The organism is Pedobacter sp. 05T44, from assembly GCF_056395985.1.
On sequence record NZ_JBFTKO010000011.1, the window covers coordinates 110,679 to 129,875 of the forward strand.

General features: G+C 38.6%; 22 protein-coding genes. 13 read left to right on the forward strand and 9 right to left on the reverse strand.

Going from position 1 to position 19,197, the window contains the following annotated elements; translation table 11 throughout:
* Positions 1-93: 93 nt before the first annotated feature.
* From AC1DDK_RS17290 to AC1DDK_RS17300, 3 genes are all read left to right on the forward strand, one after another.
* Positions 94-630, forward strand: coding sequence for a putative antibiotic biosynthesis monooxygenase (locus AC1DDK_RS17290; RefSeq protein WP_288884315.1), 537 nt, complete (start codon positions 94-96; stop codon positions 628-630).
* A 35-nt stretch (positions 631-665) separates the two neighbouring features.
* A complete protein-coding gene (locus AC1DDK_RS17295) occupies positions 666-1,061 on the forward strand; it encodes a hypothetical protein (protein ID WP_172662812.1) in 396 nt (131 codons plus the stop codon).
* Between the two features lie 275 nt (positions 1,062-1,336).
* On the forward strand, positions 1,337-1,489 hold the full coding sequence (locus AC1DDK_RS17300) for a hypothetical protein (protein WP_216854471.1): 153 nt from the start codon (positions 1,337-1,339) through the stop codon (positions 1,487-1,489).
* 46 nt (positions 1,490-1,535) lie between these two features.
* Here the strand turns inward: AC1DDK_RS17300 and AC1DDK_RS17305 are convergent, their stop codons facing one another.
* The 3 genes from AC1DDK_RS17305 to AC1DDK_RS17315 form a co-directional block, all read right to left on the reverse strand.
* A complete protein-coding gene (locus tag AC1DDK_RS17305) occupies positions 1,536-1,883 on the reverse strand; it encodes a hypothetical protein (RefSeq protein ID WP_172662810.1) in 348 nt (115 codons plus the stop codon).
* On the reverse strand, positions 1,883-2,224 hold the full coding sequence (locus tag AC1DDK_RS17310) for an immunity protein YezG family protein (RefSeq protein WP_172662809.1): 342 nt from the start codon (positions 2,222-2,224) through the stop codon (positions 1,883-1,885). The genes AC1DDK_RS17305 and AC1DDK_RS17310 overlap by 1 nt, the downstream gene beginning before the upstream one ends.
* A 184-nt stretch (positions 2,225-2,408) precedes the next feature.
* On the reverse strand, positions 2,409-2,927 hold the full coding sequence (locus tag AC1DDK_RS17315) for a hypothetical protein (protein WP_172662808.1): 519 nt from the start codon (positions 2,925-2,927) through the stop codon (positions 2,409-2,411).
* A 253-nt stretch (positions 2,928-3,180) separates the two neighbouring features.
* Here AC1DDK_RS17315 and AC1DDK_RS17320 point away from each other — a divergent pair, with 253 nt between their 5' ends.
* Positions 3,181-4,629, forward strand: a complete 1,449-nt coding sequence (locus tag AC1DDK_RS17320) for a rhomboid family intramembrane serine protease (RefSeq protein WP_337716142.1) — start codon at positions 3,181-3,183, stop codon at positions 4,627-4,629.
* A 34-nt stretch (positions 4,630-4,663) separates the two neighbouring features.
* Here the strand turns inward: AC1DDK_RS17320 and AC1DDK_RS17325 are convergent, their stop codons facing one another.
* Positions 4,664-5,128 (reverse strand): hypothetical protein, encoded by a 465-nt coding sequence (locus tag AC1DDK_RS17325; RefSeq protein WP_337716140.1) that lies wholly within the window; start codon positions 5,126-5,128, stop codon positions 4,664-4,666.
* A 167-nt stretch (positions 5,129-5,295) separates the two neighbouring features.
* Here AC1DDK_RS17325 and AC1DDK_RS17330 point away from each other — a divergent pair, with 167 nt between their 5' ends.
* From AC1DDK_RS17330 to AC1DDK_RS17355, 6 genes are all read left to right on the forward strand, one after another.
* Positions 5,296-5,649, forward strand: a complete 354-nt coding sequence (locus tag AC1DDK_RS17330; protein ID WP_337716137.1) for a hypothetical protein — start codon at positions 5,296-5,298, stop codon at positions 5,647-5,649.
* A 201-nt stretch (positions 5,650-5,850) separates the two neighbouring features.
* A complete protein-coding gene (locus AC1DDK_RS17335) occupies positions 5,851-6,141 on the forward strand; it encodes a hypothetical protein (RefSeq protein WP_337716135.1) in 291 nt (96 codons plus the stop codon).
* Between the two features lie 231 nt (positions 6,142-6,372).
* Positions 6,373-7,047 carry a hypothetical protein gene (locus AC1DDK_RS17340; RefSeq protein WP_172662803.1) on the forward strand — a complete coding sequence of 225 codons (675 nt, stop codon included), beginning with the start codon at positions 6,373-6,375 and terminating at the stop codon, positions 7,045-7,047.
* An 87-nt stretch (positions 7,048-7,134) separates the two neighbouring features.
* A complete protein-coding gene (locus tag AC1DDK_RS17345; protein WP_337716134.1) occupies positions 7,135-7,428 on the forward strand; it encodes a hypothetical protein in 294 nt (97 codons plus the stop codon).
* Between the two features lie 346 nt (positions 7,429-7,774).
* Positions 7,775-8,062, forward strand: coding sequence for a hypothetical protein (locus AC1DDK_RS17350; protein ID WP_172662801.1), 288 nt, complete (start codon positions 7,775-7,777; stop codon positions 8,060-8,062).
* A gap of 65 nt (positions 8,063-8,127) precedes the next feature.
* A complete protein-coding gene (locus AC1DDK_RS17355) occupies positions 8,128-8,832 on the forward strand; it encodes a sensor histidine kinase (protein ID WP_337716132.1) in 705 nt (234 codons plus the stop codon).
* 236 nt (positions 8,833-9,068) lie between these two features.
* On the opposite strand, the gene mnmE is transcribed toward AC1DDK_RS17355, so the two are convergent.
* A complete protein-coding gene (gene mnmE, locus AC1DDK_RS17360; protein ID WP_337716130.1) occupies positions 9,069-10,439 on the reverse strand; it encodes a tRNA uridine-5-carboxymethylaminomethyl(34) synthesis GTPase MnmE in 1,371 nt (456 codons plus the stop codon).
* 88 nt (positions 10,440-10,527) lie between these two features.
* Here mnmE and AC1DDK_RS17365 point away from each other — a divergent pair, with 88 nt between their 5' ends.
* The gene (locus AC1DDK_RS17365; RefSeq protein ID WP_477633997.1) at positions 10,528-11,646 is read left to right on the forward strand and encodes an AI-2E family transporter; all 1,119 of its coding nucleotides are present in this window, start codon (positions 10,528-10,530) and stop codon (positions 11,644-11,646) included.
* A gap of 41 nt (positions 11,647-11,687) precedes the next feature.
* Entirely contained in the window at positions 11,688-13,457 is a 1,770-nt protein-coding gene (locus tag AC1DDK_RS17370; RefSeq protein WP_337716128.1) for a CotH kinase family protein, read from the forward strand.
* 54 nt (positions 13,458-13,511) lie between these two features.
* On the opposite strand, the gene argS is transcribed toward AC1DDK_RS17370, so the two are convergent.
* On the reverse strand, positions 13,512-15,290 hold the full coding sequence (gene argS / locus AC1DDK_RS17375; RefSeq protein WP_172662796.1) for an arginine--tRNA ligase: 1,779 nt from the start codon (positions 15,288-15,290) through the stop codon (positions 13,512-13,514).
* A 25-nt stretch (positions 15,291-15,315) separates the two neighbouring features.
* On the reverse strand, positions 15,316-16,266 hold the full coding sequence (rocF, locus tag AC1DDK_RS17380) for an arginase (protein WP_172662795.1): 951 nt from the start codon (positions 16,264-16,266) through the stop codon (positions 15,316-15,318).
* A gap of 103 nt (positions 16,267-16,369) precedes the next feature.
* Here rocF and AC1DDK_RS17385 point away from each other — a divergent pair, with 103 nt between their 5' ends.
* On the forward strand, positions 16,370-17,761 hold the full coding sequence (locus tag AC1DDK_RS17385; RefSeq protein ID WP_477633998.1) for an arginine decarboxylase: 1,392 nt from the start codon (positions 16,370-16,372) through the stop codon (positions 17,759-17,761).
* A 64-nt stretch (positions 17,762-17,825) separates the two neighbouring features.
* Here AC1DDK_RS17385 and AC1DDK_RS17390 read toward each other — a convergent pair whose 3' ends face one another.
* Both AC1DDK_RS17390 and AC1DDK_RS17395 read right to left on the reverse strand, forming a co-directional pair.
* Positions 17,826-18,392 carry an alpha/beta hydrolase gene (locus AC1DDK_RS17390; protein ID WP_172662794.1) on the reverse strand — a complete coding sequence of 189 codons (567 nt, stop codon included), beginning with the start codon at positions 18,390-18,392 and terminating at the stop codon, positions 17,826-17,828.
* 114 nt (positions 18,393-18,506) lie between these two features.
* Positions 18,507-19,124, reverse strand: coding sequence for a 3-keto-disaccharide hydrolase (locus AC1DDK_RS17395; RefSeq protein ID WP_337716126.1), 618 nt, complete (start codon positions 19,122-19,124; stop codon positions 18,507-18,509).
* Between the last annotated feature and the right edge of the window lie 73 nt (positions 19,125-19,197).

Below are 19,197 nucleotides of genomic sequence, written 5' to 3' on the forward strand. Positions count from 1 at the left end.
GTCTTCCTTCCAAACCAGCTTATTAACACAGTCTAACAAAATTAGACTTGTTGAATAAAAGTAAATCTTTAAATTAGTAACCTATCAGAAACTATGGCCATACATGTTGCAATTACCCGAAAAATCCTTCCTGGAAAAGAACAGGAATTTAAAGAATCTCTGCGGAATTTTCTTGGGCAATCGTTTATTCACGATGGCGTGCAAGGAGCCGCAGTCATCTCCTCCTTTCCAGGAGCGTATAGTAATGAAATTGGTATATTAAGAACATTTAAAGACGAAAAAGAACGTGACGCATTCTATAATTCAGAGCAGTTCAACAAGTGGGAAGCTTATGCTTCCACCCTTACCGAACCAGCTGTCTACAGACAATTGACGGGTCTGGAGGCTTGGTTTCGTTCACCAAATCCACCACCAAGATGGAAGATGGCCATTGCTACTCTGTGCGGTGTATTTCCAACGAGCCTTTTTCTGTATTACGCTACTGGTTGGTTACTTATAGGTCTGCCCGCTCCATTCCGGTTGCTGCTAACCGCAACGCTCATGGTCGGCATATTGACATGGGTGGTGATGCCAGTGGTTATTAAAATTATGAAAAGCTGGCTAACCGGTAACATTAATTTCACAAACTAAGTTAGAAACAGTGTAGTCTACTAAAGAAAAATCAGATGGCAATATATATCAATTCCTTTGTCCTTTTCGTGGTCCTGTTACTAGCAAACGGGAACAGCCCGGCACAGTCCTCCAAATCGAAGCAGGCGGGAAAGCATTTCGAAGGGTTATGGCTGGATAAAAAAACGAGCAGGCATTTGGAGATATCTTTTAAAGACGGTTATGCAACAATTATTGACTGGACGGGCAAGTTCCAAAAGCGGGAAAGCGGTGATAGCTATAAGGCATTCCTAAAAAATGGAAAACTCATCATGCCGGAAGACATAGGACATCATGCAGCCTACGGTGAAATCATATCAAACGATCAAACGCTGATATACCTAACTAAATCGATTGGAGCAGGAAAAGCATCCGCCTGGGATAGACAGATCTTTACCAAAGCCCGCAGATAAAACCATTCACCTGCTCCTTGCGATTTCTTTGTTCCACTAAATCATCGGTAAGAGGAATGCAGTAGTTTTTAGTGATTACTTACCAATACACAAATTATAAGACACTATAAAACAACAACTTATTAAAAATAAGTAACATTTCAGATTTGTCGAAAATCATCGGTAGTAATTTAGACTGTAATGTTGACAACTAATATAATATATTTCTATTTACCCATGTCGAATTAATCAATTGTTCGGAAATATAACCTAGCTTTATGCATCAACCCATTGATATGAGAGCTGGAATTTTTATTGATAATTCGGGTAATCCCGGTACTAAGACTGAAAACAGATATGACTCTACGGACAGGAAAAGTTGGTATGCGCTGTTGTTATTTGCAAAAAATGGAAAAGAATTGCCGGTGTTTTTTATACCATTTCAGTAGTTGCTAACGCTATTGGCAACCAAACAAAACATGCAACCACGTGAAATCATGACTTTGCTAAACGTTCGATTTCATCGTGCAGATCCTGATCCCAAATAAATTCAATATTGAATTTACCATCTGGTGTTAATGAAAAGATAGCCCTGTTCCATTTATTATTGCCACCACTCGTTGTTACGCTGTGTAATTCCCTGAGCCAATTTCTGACATCCCGTGGAATTTTTCTGACAGAAAGATCAATTGTTGTGTTATTAACCTGATAGTCGCCTGTATAAGCGACAACTCCATTTGCGACAACTTCAATATCTAATTTTGCCTCTGCCCAATTAGCATCCTCGATAGCATTTGAAATGCTTTGTGCTATGTTTAAATAAATTTCGTCTATGGTCATCATCAATCTTTTGCTAAACGTTCGACTTCGTCCTGAAAATCCTGATCCCATATAAACTCCATATCGAATTTGCCCTCAGAAGATAATTCATAAACTGCCCCGTTCCACTTGCTACCGTTACCTTCTGTCGTGATTTGGTGGAGCTCCAGGATGTCGAATGTCAATTGGAAATCAAACTCCTCGACATCCAATTGCTTTTCATGGCCTTTTGCATCATAATAAACACCGGTGTTGCTGACCATGCCGTCCAGCACCTCCAGTCGTAGGACCGCATTTTGCCAATCCTCTTTAATAACGCCGCTTATGTTTTTTGCAATGCTTTGGTAAATTTCATCTACTGTCATAATTTGTTGCTTTACTTAGCATTAAAGTTTATCCTAAATTCCTGATCCTGATAGATTCCATATCAAATTTGTCATCTTGGTGTCTATGCCTATCCAAGATGTTAAATGACTCCAGCAAGAGCACTATGAGGCAATTTAGTGATTATTTATCTAACTGTAATGTCCTAGAGATGCTAAAAACAGGCTACTTTCTAGACTTAAGATACTCCGAAATATCAAAAATCCAATCTCCACCTTTGTCAAATAAAAAAGAAACGATACCTAAAATCACCAAGTAGGAAATCAACCTTTTAAAGAATAATCTATATCGGTTTTCATCTTTTATGAACTCAAAATTTAATAGCAGAAATAATAGTCCGGCTATAACCCCGGATGGAATGCCTCCCCAAACCGCCACTACAGGTGAGAGCCATCCCGCTGGATATAAGAAAAACCAAACGATAAAACTGAATAAGGCACTGCAGATTAGAAAAAGTAATCCTTTATAAAAATGCTTTCCCATTAAGCCAAACATTAATGTAAACATGGCTACAGTCAGGGATAAAAAAGTAAATTTCAGATCTGTTATGTAGTTTGTTCGATTGTACTCGAATGGGAAAATGAAGCATAAGCAGATGGTTAAAATAACCACGCCAGCAATTAAGATTGGCTTTCTGGCTTTAATTCCCTCGTTCATGCTATTTCTTCGTATATTTTCTTTCAAACTCTTGTCTAAGATAGACTTCTTTTCTCCGTTTTTATGTGAAACATATCACCTTCAATAGAAATAAATATGAGAGCGCTCCCACTGTTCTGCCCGGACTAGCAGCTGATCAGCCTTGGTGGCTATGCCCCAAAAAATTATTATATYTCGCCCAACGTATAATATGCAGGACTTTAATACCTGTCATGATACCTTTGATCAAACAACCGGGGAGTTATTTTGAACTGGCCGGCAGAAAAACTACCACCGAAATATGAAAATTGAGCAACACTTATCTAAGAATGAGCTGACTGACAAGCAATTTTTGGTGATTGCACTTGAAACGGTTAAATATCTCGGTTGGCGCATCAGATTTATCTCAGATGCCGGTGTCATTGCTTACACCGATAATGGCGAGCATTCCTGGAACGGAGAAATCACTGTTAAATTAAACGAGTCTGGTGCCATGGTGCAATGTGTCACCATATCCAATCTGCTGAATGACTACGGACGCAGCGAAGCCGCGGTACATGCATTTATTTTCTCATTTGAAAAGTTGAAATCAGAGATCAGCGAAGATGAAGTGCGTGAAAAATATAAAATCTATAAAAAAGATTTTGTTCCCGCTTACGAAGATACTTTAAAGCCTGATATCAGACCGAAATTTCATTTTTTCGGCGGGTTGCTATCCTTTTTTAAACCGGCAAAAGGCTATTTCTTTACCCCTATTCTAATTGTACTCAATATTTTAATCTACCTCATCATGGTATGTTCGGGTGTAGCTGTATTCGAACCTGATGCTGCCAGCATGACCACATGGGGAGCGAACGCAACCATTTATACGCTCGGGGGTCAGTGGTGGAGATTAATTACGAGCTGCTTTATTCACTTCGGTTTCATCCACTTGCTACTAAATACGTACGCGCTTGCTTTTGTAGGGTTATTTTTAGAACCGTTTCTGGGAAGGGTAAAATTCATCACAGCATACCTCCTGGCCGGCATTTTTGCAAGTGTGATCAGCCTTTGGTGGCATGACAATACTGTGAGTGCTGGCGCCTCAGGCGCTATCTTCGGATTATATGGGGTATTCCTTGCGCTGTTAAGCACAAATCACATCGAGAGTTCCATGCGTAAAGGTTTGCTAACAAACATCGGCCTATTTGTGGTTTACAATTTAGTATTCGGCAGTTTCAAAGGCGGAATAGATAACGCAGCACACCTGGGGGGACTACTTGCCGGCCTGATGATCGGATACGCTTATTACCCGGCTTTGCAGAAACCAGGTGAAGTCTTGTTAAAATGGCTTACACCGATATTGTCGGTAACTGTTGTCATGCTTGTTTCAGCGGTAATTTACGTTAACCTAGCCAATAGTGACAAGGTCACCTATCAGAAGCAGATCCAGGAATTTTATAAAATCGATACCGATGCATTAAAAGTACTAAGGGGACAGGAAAACAATACGGGGGAAGAACTAGTTCGGGCACTGCAACACGGAAAATCAGCATGGAGCAATGGTATTGAATTGATCACCGAATTGGATAAAATGAACCTCTCTAACCGGTTACACCTGCGTAACCAAACGCTCATCAAATATTGCAGACTAAGAATAAAAACTTGTGAACTAATCGCTCAGAACCCGGAGCAAGGAATAAATAGCTATTCACCACAAATGCAACAGATTAATACGCGAATAGGGAAAGTCCTTGACGATCTGAAATAAGACTAAGGGTATAAATAGACCAAGCAGCCAATTATCAATCGATATAATCGTTTCCATGAAGCCTTTTTCTTGCCTCTAATGAGTAATAACAAAATATAAGGCCTCCGATATCCACACCATTCTTTTTGCTCTTGTCTTCAATCCAGTAACCAATATCATCAAGACTTGAATCTTCTTTAAAGTCTTTCAATAGTTCTTCCGGTCTCAATTCTACATTTGACGAAAGGACAATAATGCCACTCTCCTCAAGGTGTTTTATTTTTTCAACGATTTCATCACCTACAAAACAAGTAAAATAAGTTTTGTCGTAGCTTCTGGCCACAAGTGCGGATCTGCCTCCATTTGTTTGCAATTCAAGCCAAGCATCCGTCCCCATAATATACCACAATGCATCGCCTGCATCCATGGCATAATCTTGCAATTCTGCAAGTTCATCATTCAAAATTGCGATGATAAGATTTTCTCCTATGGCAATGCAAAAAGGTTGTTTTCTTTCCATGATTATAAAATATTGCTGAGTAATTATTACCGAATTTGGTTAATTATAAAGTATTTTCGCAATCCGGCGTGTATACAGACAATTTCTACAAAAATGGAGAATTAATTAGCGAGGAAGAGTTTTTGAAATACAAAACTATAGATTAATTCATATAGTTGTACAATAGCATGAAAACAACGCGCACCTTATTTTTTTCTCTGGCATTCCTCCTGTTTTCCTGTGGAGCAAAGCATGATGAGAAGCAGCTTAGTGCAACGGAAACCCTTCATTCAGTTAAACAAAACAAGATAGATTCGATTCCCGCTAAAATAACTGAGCTTGAAGAATTGGCCGCTGGTATGTCCGCTTCCAGAGAAAGCTATTTAAATGATGGAAGTACAGGGGCTGAAGAAAGATTCATTAAAGCCCTTGGAGAGGCATTAAAGCAGCCAGGTAGCTTTCAGAACGATTTTGCCAGCCTTAAGCAGTACGAAATTAACGTAATAACTGCCGATGACCATAAACTTAGGCTGTTTTACTGACTTTCTCCTTATTCCGGAACGATGTGGCATGTGCAGAATATTGTTCAGTACCAGGGTAAAAATAACATCGTAACTACGGTTTTATTTAATGATCTCTAAGAGGATAAAGGTGATGAAGGAAGCCCCACACCGTTTTTTGAACATGTATATAGCTTAAATATCTCACCTCAAAAGACTTATTTGCTTACAGGGCATGGGCAAATGAGCGGTACAGAGTCTTATAGCGTAAGCCACGCTTTAGTGATCAATCACTCCAAATTTAGCATCGACAAACCGCTGTTTAAATTGGCGAGAGCACTCAAAACCCAATTGTTTGCCTCCGCCATAGTTAAAGAGGATCAGGATAAAGAGAAACTTAGGGTGCAAATGGCTATGATTTACAATCCTCAGGATAAAACCATCAGTTATCCGGAGGTTAACGAAACTAAAAACGAATCTGTTTTCAGTGGAAAAAGAAATATGCTAACCTTTCGGGATGGAATGTTCAGGTAACAAGCAGTCTTCTGCCCATTTAAAACTTATCAAAGGGTGGTAAATATTCGGGCCACTCAGCGGTGACATGAATTTGCAATGGTCTTGTGACTATATTATAGAATAGATAAATAATGGCTAAATTGTCGACGATGTCTTCTGTTTCATGATGAACCAAACGGGCATTAACAATTAATGTATTTAAAATCTTTACAGGAACGAAATAAAAATAACAGACATAACCCTATTGAAATGATAAAACAATACCGATTGTTACTTTTAGCGCTTTTGCTGATAGGTTGTAAAAAGGAACCCGCTATAGAACTGGAAGACTTTAACCTGAACAGCAAGGTATCAACGTTTGTATCGGACAAAAACAAGTACAAAACTTATACTAATTATTATCAAATAAAATCTGAAATAATTGGCGCGGACACTGTTTCAGATGGCGAATTAATAGGAAGCGAGCAACCCATAAGAATTGACTATAAACAGCAAATGTTTTCTTACGAAGATGTCATTGCAAGATTCGGTGATTTTGAATTTAATGCCATCAATTTTGCCACAACGGTAACCGGGAAACTGATGGTTTTCAACGCKGTTGCTGGGAAGATCTCTTTGAAAGAAACTCAAAGCTTTGTGCAGCTATTTAATGACAAATATGGGAAGGCAGCTAAAACTAAGGGTGAGTTCATTAAACCATTTGATATTTATACCTGGCAATTAAAAGACAGGATCATTAAATATTGTGTGGTAAGTGAAGATGATAGCAATGCTTTGAAAGTTGGTACTGATAAGAACCAGCACACCGTAAAACAGGGAAAGAAGGAAACTTATCTTAAAGCATTTATATATATTATCAAGAAGGAATATGCAGACCAGGTAATTGGCCAAATGAGTAGTGGCGACCTACTGTATTGCGATTAAAAACTGTTGCCTGGTGTCAACTGAAGAGCTCTACACCCTAATGGGTGAGTTCAGGCAAACAGCAATAATCTACTAAAGAACAATCAGATGGCAACCTATATCAATTCCTTTATCCTTTTCATGGTCCTGTTAGCGTTAAATGGAACCTGCCCGGCACAGTCGTCTAAACCCAAACAGACGGAAAGGCATTATGAAGGCTTATGGGTGGATAAAAAAACGACCAGGCATTTGGAGATATCGTTTAAAGGCGGTTATGCAACAATTATAGACTGGACAAGCAAGTTCCAAAAGCGGGAAAGCGGTGATAGCTATAAGGCATTCCTCAAAAATGGGAAAACTCATCATGCCCGAAGACAGAGAACATCAAGCAGCCTAGAGTGAAATCATAGCAAAAGATCAAAGACTGATCTACCTGACCAAATCGATTAGAGCAGGAAAAGCATCCACTTGAGGTAGACAGAGCTTTACCAGAGCGCGCAGATAAAACAAGCTGTGTTCCCAGCGGTCTGATCAAACCCGCAATGAAGCTTCAGCGCAAGCCAAAAAACCCTGCCTAAAATGTAGGATCCGTCAAGCTGGCAATTTATCTCCATATCATGATACTCTTGTTTTGCTTCACATACCATGATTACCACATCGTCAGGATAGAAGTACTATACCCGGCTCTTCTTTAAAACCAAAAACCCCAAGGTCGCTCAAAAAGCGGAGTTCTGTTTAAAAAAAAGCATTGACTGCCAGCAAGCAGGTTGGGGATCGGGATAATTTAGGCTATTTTTCTGCAGAGCTAGCACTACTGCAGGAAAATAATGGTCAATATCAGGACGCACTTCAGAACTACAAAAGATCCAGACAGATTACCGATTCGCTGTACTCACAGGAAAGCAAAAACAAAATTGCATCACTGGAGGCACAATATGCTTTTCGGAAAAAAGAAGAAACCTACAAACAACAGCAGCAACTCTCAAAACTGCAAATGAGACAGCTTACCTCTCTGGCGCATTGGCCATCCTACTGATCAGTTCAGTTTTACTCTATTTGCTGAACCGTTCCCGGATCAGGCACCTGCGCTTAAAAAATGAAATGCAGCGAAAAAAGGCAGAACAGCAGAACAAAGAACTGATCAATCAGAATAAACTATCAGAAAGTGAATTAAAAGCAATCAGGGCGCAGATGAACCCACATTTCATATTTAATGTACTGAATTCAATTGAATCCTATATCGTTGAAAACGATTCAAAAACTGCCGGCAGCCTGGTACAAAAGTTTGCCGCACTGAGCAGGCTGATCTTAGAGAACTCTACCCAGAGCATGGTTTCGGCCGACAGGGAATGGAAAGCACTCCGGTTGTATGCCGAACTGGAAGTGATGCGTTTCAACAAGCAATTTAGCTGTTCATTTTATACAGAGTCTTCTATTGATCTTTCCAGGTTACTCCTACCTCCCATGCTGGTACAGCCACTAATTGAAAATGCCATACATCATGGTATGCGGAATTCAACAGCCGAAAATAATGCCATCACAGTAAGCCTGGAACAAACCGAAAATACCCTGCTTTTTACTGTTTCAGACAATGGGATCGGCATGGTTGAAGCCAAAAAAATCAAAACTTTCTCAGCTATCAAAGGCCAATCCATCGGTATCGCCTCCATAAAAGAACGGATTGAAATCTTTAATGTCATGAACCATGAACACCCAGCCCAGTTCGAACTTCGCAATAAACAAAGTAATGAAGGGATGGGAACTATTGCAAAACTGACACTTCCTAAAGTTTTCAGAGAGATCTGAAAGCTCGATAATAGGCCGTGATTTCAGATTCAAATAACCCCATTTTCAATAACTTCAATATTTAATCTGACTTGTGTTCAACTGTTACTCCCAATCGCTTTTGAAATGCTTTGGACTTTGACAATCCTCTTTAATTATGCCGGTAATGTTTTTTGCAATGTTTAGTCACATAACTTATAAACAATAAGCCATATACTTGTCATTACTTAGCGTAATTATGCAGTAATTATCATCGATTATTTTCCAATGCAAAACTTACTGAATATGTTCTCAAGCAAATCATCGGTAGTAACCTGACCGGTTATCTCTCCTAAATAATGTAATGCTTGTTTAATATCCATTGCTAAAAAGTCAGAAGTAACTGGATTATCCAAACCATTAGCTACACTATTTAACGCTGCCTGAGTTTTTTGTAATGCCTCTACGTGCCTGATATTGGTGACCATGGTATGGTTATCTGAGAGCTTATCTCCTACTGCAGTGTCGTAAAGCAATTGTTTCAGTTCCTCAATCTGTTGATTCTCTTTAGCCGAGATGGCAATAAACTGGATATCTGAAGGAAGATTAAGCTCCTTTAACCGGTCGCTATAAGAAAGATCCATTTTATTAGCGACAGCTAAAAAAGGTATGCCAGGTTTATGTAAGCGGGCAATATCATCATGAATTTCGGTGGCCGAGGTATTAACCACATCAAACAAATACACTAACAATGCCGACTGACTAATCTTTTGCATGGTTTTTTCAACCCCAATAGCCTCAATAGTATCAGTGGCTTCACGGATACCAGCAGTATCGATCAATCTAAAGTTGATGCCGTTGATATTTAAAAGCTCCTCAATAGTGTCACGAGTTGTTCCGGCTATCTCACTAACAATTGCTCTGTCTTCATTTAAAAGTGCATTTAGTAGGGTCGATTTACCTGCATTTGGCCTGCCCGCTATTACTGTGTTAATTCCCTGCTTTATAACATTCCCAAGCTCAAAAGAGCGGATTAGTTTATTTAATACAATAGTAATTTTGGCAATCAGTTCCTGCAATTGATCTCTATTAGCAAACTCAACGTCTTCCTCAGCAAAATCAAGCTCAAGTTCAATCATAGAAGCAAAGTGAATCAATTGTTCGCGCAATACATTAAGTTCAGTACTAAAACCACCTCTTAGTTGATTCATAGCTACCTGATGAGCAGCAGCTGAATCTGAAGAAATTAAATCAGCGACAGCTTCAGCCTGAGATAAATCCAGTCCTCCATTTAAAAATGCCCTTAAAGTAAATTCACCAGGTTTTGCCGCACTGGCACCTTTCTTTATCAAAAGCGTGATAATCTGCTGAATGATATAATTAGAACCATGACAAGATATTTCGACAACGTTTTCCTTTGTATATGATTTTGGAGCAACAAATAAACTCACTAGAACCTCATCTATAACTGCATTTCCATCTTTAATTAAACCAAAGTGTATGGTGTGAGATTCCTGATCCAGCAAATTTTTACCACTAAAAACCGAGTTTGTAATAGCTATTGAATCTTTGCCTGAAAGACGTATAACACCTATTGCGCCCACTCCTGGCGGTGTAGATAAAGCAACTATGGTTTCGTTTGTGATCATTTGTTCTGTGTATGTATAGATTTGCAAAACTAGCCAAACATTTCATACCTTTCAGTGTTACTCATTGAAAAATCTAAATACTTTACCTATGACAGACATGCCTCTTACCGTAAAACGATCAATCGAATTATTGGGTCTGGTTTTATTAGTAGCGATCTTAGTAGTCGGCAACAACATTATTATGCCGGTAATTATGGCTTTTTTCATCAGCATTGTCGTGCTGCCAATTTATCGTTTTCTTATTAGAAGAAAACTTCCTGAAGCGGTTGCCATTATTCTCCCTATTTTATTGCTGGTGATCCTGATCGGTCTTATTGTATGGTTTTTCTCTTCCCAGATAGGTATTCTAGTAGATGATTTTCCGCAGATCAAGAACAATGTAAACATACACCTGAAGTCTTTAAGTAATTGGATAAGTAACATTAGTCATATCTCTACAACAGAGCAGCTTAAGTTTATTACCGAAAAAAGTGACGATCTTTTGGGGATGGCCGGTAAGGCGGCAAGCGGGGCTGCAGTTACTTTAAGCTCTGTATTCGTTTTTGTTGGCCTGTTACCTATTTATATTTACTTGATGCTGTTCTACAAAGWTATTTTACTTCGTTTTATATTTATGTGGTTTAAGCCAGAACACCATCCAAAGGTAAAAGAGGCTATTTTTGAGACAGAAGTAATCATCAAAAGTTACCTGGTGGGCCTGTTAATCCAGGTCAGCTATATGACGATCTTATTGGGTGGCATTCTGTTTTTTGTGGGAATTAAGCATGCATTGCTTATCGGGGTGATCTTTGCCATCCTGAATTTAATCCCTTATGTTGGCGCGTTGGTAGGTAATATTATTGGTGTTCTGTTAACGCTTACATCGTCTACCGAACTGTGGCCGGTGCTTACTGTACTGATTGTGATTGCAATAGTTCAGTTTTTGGACAACAATATACTGATGCCTAGAATTGTAGGGTCAAAAGTGAAGATAAATGCTTTGTTTGCTATCTTAGGTGTAATCATTGGTGGAAGCATTGCAGGTGTATCGGGGATGTTTCTTTCTCTTCCGGTTATTGCAGTATTGAAGGTCATTTTCGACCGGACTGTGATGTTTAAACAATGGGGTGTATTATTGGGAGATGAACGTCCGGCCAAGAGTCCGATGAGTTTCGCCAGCTTCAGGAAAAAGAAAACGATAACGGTTAAGGCAGGAACAGAAAAATAAAAGTATTATTGTGTAATATTTTTATTGATAGGGATAAACAAATGAACCACTTAACCAAAAAAGTAGTGTTGCTTTTTCTTGTGCTGGGTATTGCAGCAGGTTGTAAAAAAAAGGATATTCCGCTTAGCGCCGCTAAGGAAATAACGACATTTAAAATTGAAGTAATCTATAACCCTGGTGCCATTAAAATAGATATTGGCAGTGAAATAAGCGAGAACAGCATTGTACTTAGTGTTACAAAGGGCTTGAATATAAGCAGCCTTAAGGCAACATTTACGACCACGGGAAAAAGTGTAAGCGTAAACGGGAAGGCACAGCAGTCAAATATTTCTGTACAGGACTTCTCAAAACCTGTAAAATACTTGGTTACCGCAGAAGATGGCTCTGAGAAGACCTATTCGGTGACTATTAAGGAAGTCGATGATATCGGTCTTATACTCAAGACTTTTTCGTTTTTAAAGGCAAACAATCCAGATCTTTCCAGTGACGTTAACTTTAATATAGTCAGTAGTAAGGTTAGTGCCAGTTTAATGTATCAAAAAAGGAAACTAATCGCCACATTTTCGACTGAGGCTATTCTAGTAAGTATAGATGGCGTAAAGCAGGAAAGTGGTAAAACAATTGTCGACTTCAGTCAGCCGGTAAAATATACCTTGACCTCTAAGTACGGTACAAACGCGGAATACCTGATCACAGTAGACTGGGAAGCCTCCGTTCCCCATATTTACATTGAAACTTTTGGTAATGCTCCGATTGTATCCAAAGAGGACTATTTGCAAGCAACAATAAAAATTGAAGGTCTTGGTGGATTTGAGGACTATTCAGGAACCACCAAAATAAAAGGTCGGGGGAATTCTACATGGGGATTTCCGAAAAAACCATATCGTTTAAAGCTGGATAAGAAAGCCGCATTGCTAGGTTTGGCTGAAGAAAAAGATTGGGTACTTCTGGCAAACTACTTGGATCCGACCTTGATGTTCAATGCAGTGGCAATGAAAACGGGACAGCTACTAGAGATGCCTTACACCAATAATATTATTCCCGTAGAGCTGACCATAAACAATACGTATATGGGAAGTTATGCATTTACAGAGCAGGTAGCCGTTGGAAAAAACCGGGTAAATATTGAAGATGGTGGCACCCTATTAGAGCTAGATACCTATTATGATGAGCCATGGAAATTCAAATCAACCAATTATAACCTGCCGGTAATGGTCAAATATCCTGAGCTCAGTTCAGAGAGCGGAGTTTCAGTGCTAAAAAATGAATTTCAAGTCATGGAGAATGCAATCGCTTCTTCAACATTTCCAGGTAATAATTATACCGACTACTTAGATATCAATTCACTTGTCAATTTGTTTATCGTCTGTAACTTGACAGATAATGAAGAGCTCAACCATCCAAAAAGCCTTTATATATACAAACCGAAAGGTGGAAAGTACAGCTTCGGACCTTTATGGGACTTTGACTGGGCCTTTGGATTTGAAGGCACAGGTACACACTTTGAGAAATACGATAATGCACTTTTATGGAACTCTTCTTCGGTTGGCACCGTGTTTTTTAAGCGACTGCTAAGCGATCCGAAGGTAAAAATACTGTTTAAGCAAAAATGGATTGCCTTTAAGTCAGTAAAAATGCCAGAACTGATGACCTATCTAAATAAATATGCAACTACCATTGAGGCTTCTAAGAAGCGAGATTTTGCCAAATGGGGAACTGGCAGTGGAGACTTTACCACAGACTACCAGAAGATGAGAGCCTGGATGATCAAACGTGCGGGCTATATAGACAGCTTTGTAGCCAATTTTTAACATAACACGCTCAATACTGATTTAGTAATGAGCGTGTTATGTTAAAACAAATCTTTACATTCTTTCTGGTACGGTTATGCCAAGTATATTCATTCCTGTTTTAAGAATGCTGGCAGTAACAGAACTTAAATTCAGGCGGTGTTGTTTAACAGCGCTATCTTCCTCTTTTACAATTGGCGGAACTTCATGGTAGAACTTATTGAACATCTTGGCAACTTCATAAAGATAGTTCGCTAAAGTAGCCGGACTATAAGCCTTTGCGGCTGCTGAGATTTCCGATGGGTATTTAGATAATAACATAATCATCTCCAATTCTGTAGCAGTAATCGCAACTTCAGGAGCATTAACTTCTGTAGAATAACCTCCCTTGTTCAGTAACGATTTTATACGTGCATGAGTGTATTGAATAAACGGCCCCGTGTTCCCTTGAAAATCAATAGATTCAGATGGATCAAACAACAAGCGTTTTTTAGGCTCCACCTTTAAAAGAAAATACTTCAATGCGCCTAATCCTATTTGGTTATATAAAGCTTCTTTTTCTTCCTCAGAAAAATTATTCACTTTACCCAATACTTCAGTCTTTTGCTTGGCTGTAGCCACCATTTCAGCAATCAGATCGTCAGCGTCGACCACAGTTCCTTCTCTGGATTTCATTTTACCACTAGGTAAATCGACCATCCCATACGATAAGTGATGTAAGCCTTTAGCCCATGATTTTCCTAATTTTTCAAGTATTAAAAACAACACCTTGAAATGATAGTCCTGTTCATTACCAACTACATAAATTGACTGATCCATTTTAAAATCATCATACTTCATTTGAGCTGTGCCCAAATCCTGGGTTATATAAACGGAAGTTCCATCAGCACGTAAAACCAACTTCTGGTCTAAACCATCAGCAGTTAAATCAATCCATACAGAACCATCAGGTTTTTTAAAGAAAACACCATTTTCAAGTCCCTCATCAACAGTGTCCTTGCCTAATAAATAAGTATTACTTTCGTAATAGTATTTATCAAAATCTACTCCCAGATTCTTGTAGGTTACGTCAAAGCCTTCATAAACCCAGCCATTCATCTTTTTCCAAAGATCAATAACCTCTGAATCGCCAGCTTCCCAGTCCTGAAGCATTTTTTGAGCCTCAATAATTAGTGGGGAATTCTTTTTTGCTTCCTCTTCAGTTTGTCCTTCAGTCTTTAACCTATCAATTTCTTTCTTATACTCCTTGTCAAAAATCACATAATATTTACCCACAAGGTGATCTCCTTTTAGGAAAGAGCTTTCAGGAGTTTCGCCGTTCCCCCATCTTTGCCAGGCGAGCATAGATTTACAGATGTGGATACCTCTATCGTTCACCAGGTTTACTTTAATTACCTCATAACCATCAGCTTTAAGTAGCTCAGCTACAGAGTAACCTAACAGGTTATTTCTTACGTGACCTAGGTGTAATGGTTTATTGGTATTTGGTGAAGAATATTCTACCATTACCTTTTGACCATTAGGTTTTATAGATCCGAACTGAGGACTTAGCAGTTCCTTATTGAATAAGTTTAACCAGTAGGAATCGGCAATGGTTAAATTCAAGAAACCTTTAATTACATTAAAAGCCGTAACATCCTGTACGTTAGCTACTAGATATTCACCTAGTTCATTCGCCGTTGCCTCAGGTGATTTTTTAGAAAACCTAACTACAGGGAACACCACTATTGTTATTTGTCCTTCAAACTCGCTTCTAGTGTCTTGCAGGTTAATCTGGTTTTCAGGAATGTCCTGATCGTATAATTGCTTTACTGCTGCTATAGTGGCAGTTACTATATGTTGTTCAATATTCATGTTCTTATTTTATTTTGGAGCGTTTTTATTCGTTTCTAAAAGCATTGGTGGCTTTAATTAAAATCTCAAAAGCATGTTCTGCCATTTGATTTTCCTTATCCAATGTCGGATTTACCTCTACAATCTCGAAGCAACAAACCTTTTGATTAGTAATTAGCCTCGACATTAAATTACCAGCTTCACGCTCTGTTAAACCCTGGGCAACAGGAGTTCCTGTTCCTCTTGATGCCGTAGGATCAAGTGAATCTACATCAAAGGAAACATAGATCATGTTGCAATGATCCAGATACTTAAGTGTTTCAATAACAGTTCGCTCTACTCCTCTTTTTCTTAACTCGGCTGTAGTAAATATTTTGACTTTATTTTTTTTAAGCAAGTATTCCTCAGGTTTCTCCATATCCCTTGCAGAAATCAATACCAAGTCACGATAATTAATTTTTGGAGCAATATTGCCTACATTCTTAAGCTGATACCAGTAATTAATAGTTTCCTGATCGAGCTTGTTAACTTTCGACTCCGTATTGTCTTCATCAAGGGCCATGGCAAGTGGCATTCCGTGCATGTTTCCAGACGGCGTAGTGTATGGCGAATGGATATCAGCATGTGCATCAATCCAAATTACCCCTAACTTAGACTTTGGAAAAGCAGCTTTAATACCCGCAATAGTACCTGCTGCTGTGCTATGATCACCGGCAAGTACTATTGGAAACTCATTTTTATTTAGTGTGGCATTTACCTCATCGCTTACCCGCTCTACCATAGTCAAAATACCAGAGATACGCTTGGCAAACGGACTGCCGGTGGTTTCAAGCAGTAAATGGTTCTCATTTGGAACCTCCACAGTTTTATGTTTTTTAAAGAAACGACTGCCAAAGTCCAGCGCGGCAATCTTGATTGCATCTACTCCCAAACTCGCTCCACGTGTACCGGCGCCGATCTCTGATTTTACTTCAATAATTTTTAAAGTCTTAGTCATAAAAAAAATACGGGTGTATTTTATAAAGTGTTTATCTTTGGCAACAAAATTAACTCATTTTAATTTGCCAAACCCTATAAATAATAGTTCAAAAATATAAAAAATGCAGAGTTACTCCGAATTTCTTGATCTAAGTGTTGGTTTTCCTCAGGAAGGTTTCAGCGTTATAGACGACGAATTATATTTTCAAGATCTAAATCTAATGGAAATGATTGAAACCTATGGTACGCCATTACGTTTTACTTACCTCCCTTTGATTAGTAAAAAGATCCAGCAAGCCAAGTTGTTGTTCCAGACGGCTATCATCAAGAACAACTATCGCGGAGATTATAAGTATTGTTATTGCACCAAAAGTTCTCACTTCCGTCACATTGTAGAAGAGGCACTTAAAAATGGCATTCACTTAGAAACTTCATCTGCTTTTGATATGCCAATGATTGAGGCATTAGAGAAAAAAGGCGCTTTAACAAAAGACATAACCGTAATATGTAACGGTTTTAAAACGTATCAATACAAGCAATATATTATCGATATGTTGCATGATGGATATAAAAACATCATCCCGGTTTTAGATAATAAAGAAGAATTTAATCTTTTTGATGATGAGGTTGAATTGGATACGCCATGTAATCTTGGTATCCGGATTGCAGCTGAGGAACAACCCGATTCGCAATTCTATACTTCAAGATTAGGCGTTCGGCTAGAAGATGTAATCGAGTTTTACAACAACAAAATCTCTGCTAATCCAAATTTCAGGGTAAAACTGTTACACTTCTTTATCAATTCGGGTATTACCGATTCTCCTTATTATTGGAATGAATTAGAAAAATACGTTACCCTTTACTGTAAGTTCAAAAAGATTAATCCGGAACTGGATACTTTAGATATTGGTGGTGGTATGCCATTTAAAGATTCATTGGTATTCGATTTCGATTACGAATACATGGTAAATGAGATCGTAAAAAGGATTAAAGAGATTTGTGCTGAGCATGATGTTGTTGAACCAGATATTATTACCGAATTTGGAAAGTACACTGTTGCAGAGGCTTCGGGTATTTTGTACAAAGTATTAGGTCGTAAACAACAAAACGATAGAGAAAAGTGGCTAATGCTTGATGGTTCATTTATTACAAATCTTCCTGATGTTTGGGCATTGAACCAGAAATATATTTTACTTMCGGTAAACAACTGGGATGCAGAATATGAAAGGGTAAATTTAGGCGGGATTACCTGCGACGGACAGGATTACTACAACCAGGAAGCGCACATGAATAGCGTATTTATGCCTAAAACACGTAAAGTACAATATCTGGGTTTCTTTAATACCGGAGCTTACCAGGAAGTGCTAAGTGGTTATGGTGGTATCCATCACTGTTTATTGCCTAGTCCTAAACATGTTATTATACGTAGAAACAGAGATGAAACATTCAACTTCGAAGTTTTCGGAGAAGAGCAAAATAGTAAACAGGTACTTAAAATACTGGGCTATACCTAGGTCATTAATTAATTGTTTTAATACTGGTATTCGGCCTGCGCATTCATTTGTGCAGGCTTCTTAATCATTTCTCTTTGGTATCGTCGGCCAAATCCTGTATATCGTTAATCATATCTGGGATTGCACCATGATAGGAATGATCCACACCAGACAATACTCTCCAATGCCCTCTGGGAATTAACTTTCGGTAGGATTTAAATTGGTGATTAGGGATCACTTCATCGTCTACTGAGTGATAAAAATAAATATTATCCAGTGTGCTGAGCTTACTTAGCAGATCATCTTCTATTGCATATTCAGAGACATCCCAATTCTGATCCTTCCAATAAGGAACGCCAAATAGGATCATTCCTATTACTTTGTCTGGCACAGGCTGTCTGGTAAAATATTTCAATATAATGGAGCCTCCTAAGGAATGACCAAGGAGAATAACCTTACCTGACAAACTATTGAGACTGGTTTCTAAAACTGCTTCCCAATCCAGGAAGGCAGGATGTTCAGTATCCGGCATTGGTGGATATGTAATTGTAAATTTATCGCCAAGATTATTCCTCAGCGCATCTATAATTACTTGCTCCTGCGATGTTGATACATTCCCGGCACCCTGAATAAATAATATTTCATAGCTCATAGATTCTCTTTTAGGTAAATGATTAGGTTAAATATACGTTCCCTGATCTTGTCTGGATTTTTCATATTAATAAGATAAGCATAAAGTCCCTTCTTCCAATACATCAAGACTACTTTAGCGTAACTTTTCAATCAGGATATCTTTATAACAGACAATCGCTTTACCACCACCATGGATCTGCAGCCCTATATAACCGGATTGTGGAATATTAGGGTCTGTTTCTTTGTAATCTATCGTCTGATGGCCATTCAAAAAAATACGGATCCGGTTGCCTTCGGCAAGAATCTCAAAATCATTCCAGTCGTCTGGTTTAAGGGTTTTTGCAATCAGTGTAGAATCTGGCATAGCTAAGGTTATATTTCTACGGGATTCATCATACAGGCTTGCCCAATAACCAGCACCGATATCACCCTGATAACCTTTCATTTCATTAGGTGGATTAGTTAATCTTTGACTCCTGAATTGCACGCCTGCATTTACAAATCCCTGGTTACCCGTTAACTTAAATTTCAGACGTAATTTAAAATCGCTATAAATGTTTGAAGTTACCAGGAAATCGTTTTCGGGAACTTCCTGAGATAAAGATCCGCCAGTTATTACACCGTCCTTAATCTGCCAGGTTTTAATGGTGTCGCCTTCCCAGCCATTAAAAGTTCTGCCATCAAAAAGAGTCATAAAATGTTTTCCTGAAATGTTTTTGTTGGATAATCGACATCCGTATAACAAATTCATTAAGAGCGTTAAACAAATTATTGAAGAAGAGATCGCAGAACGCATAGATTGGAAATGATAAATAAAATGAAAA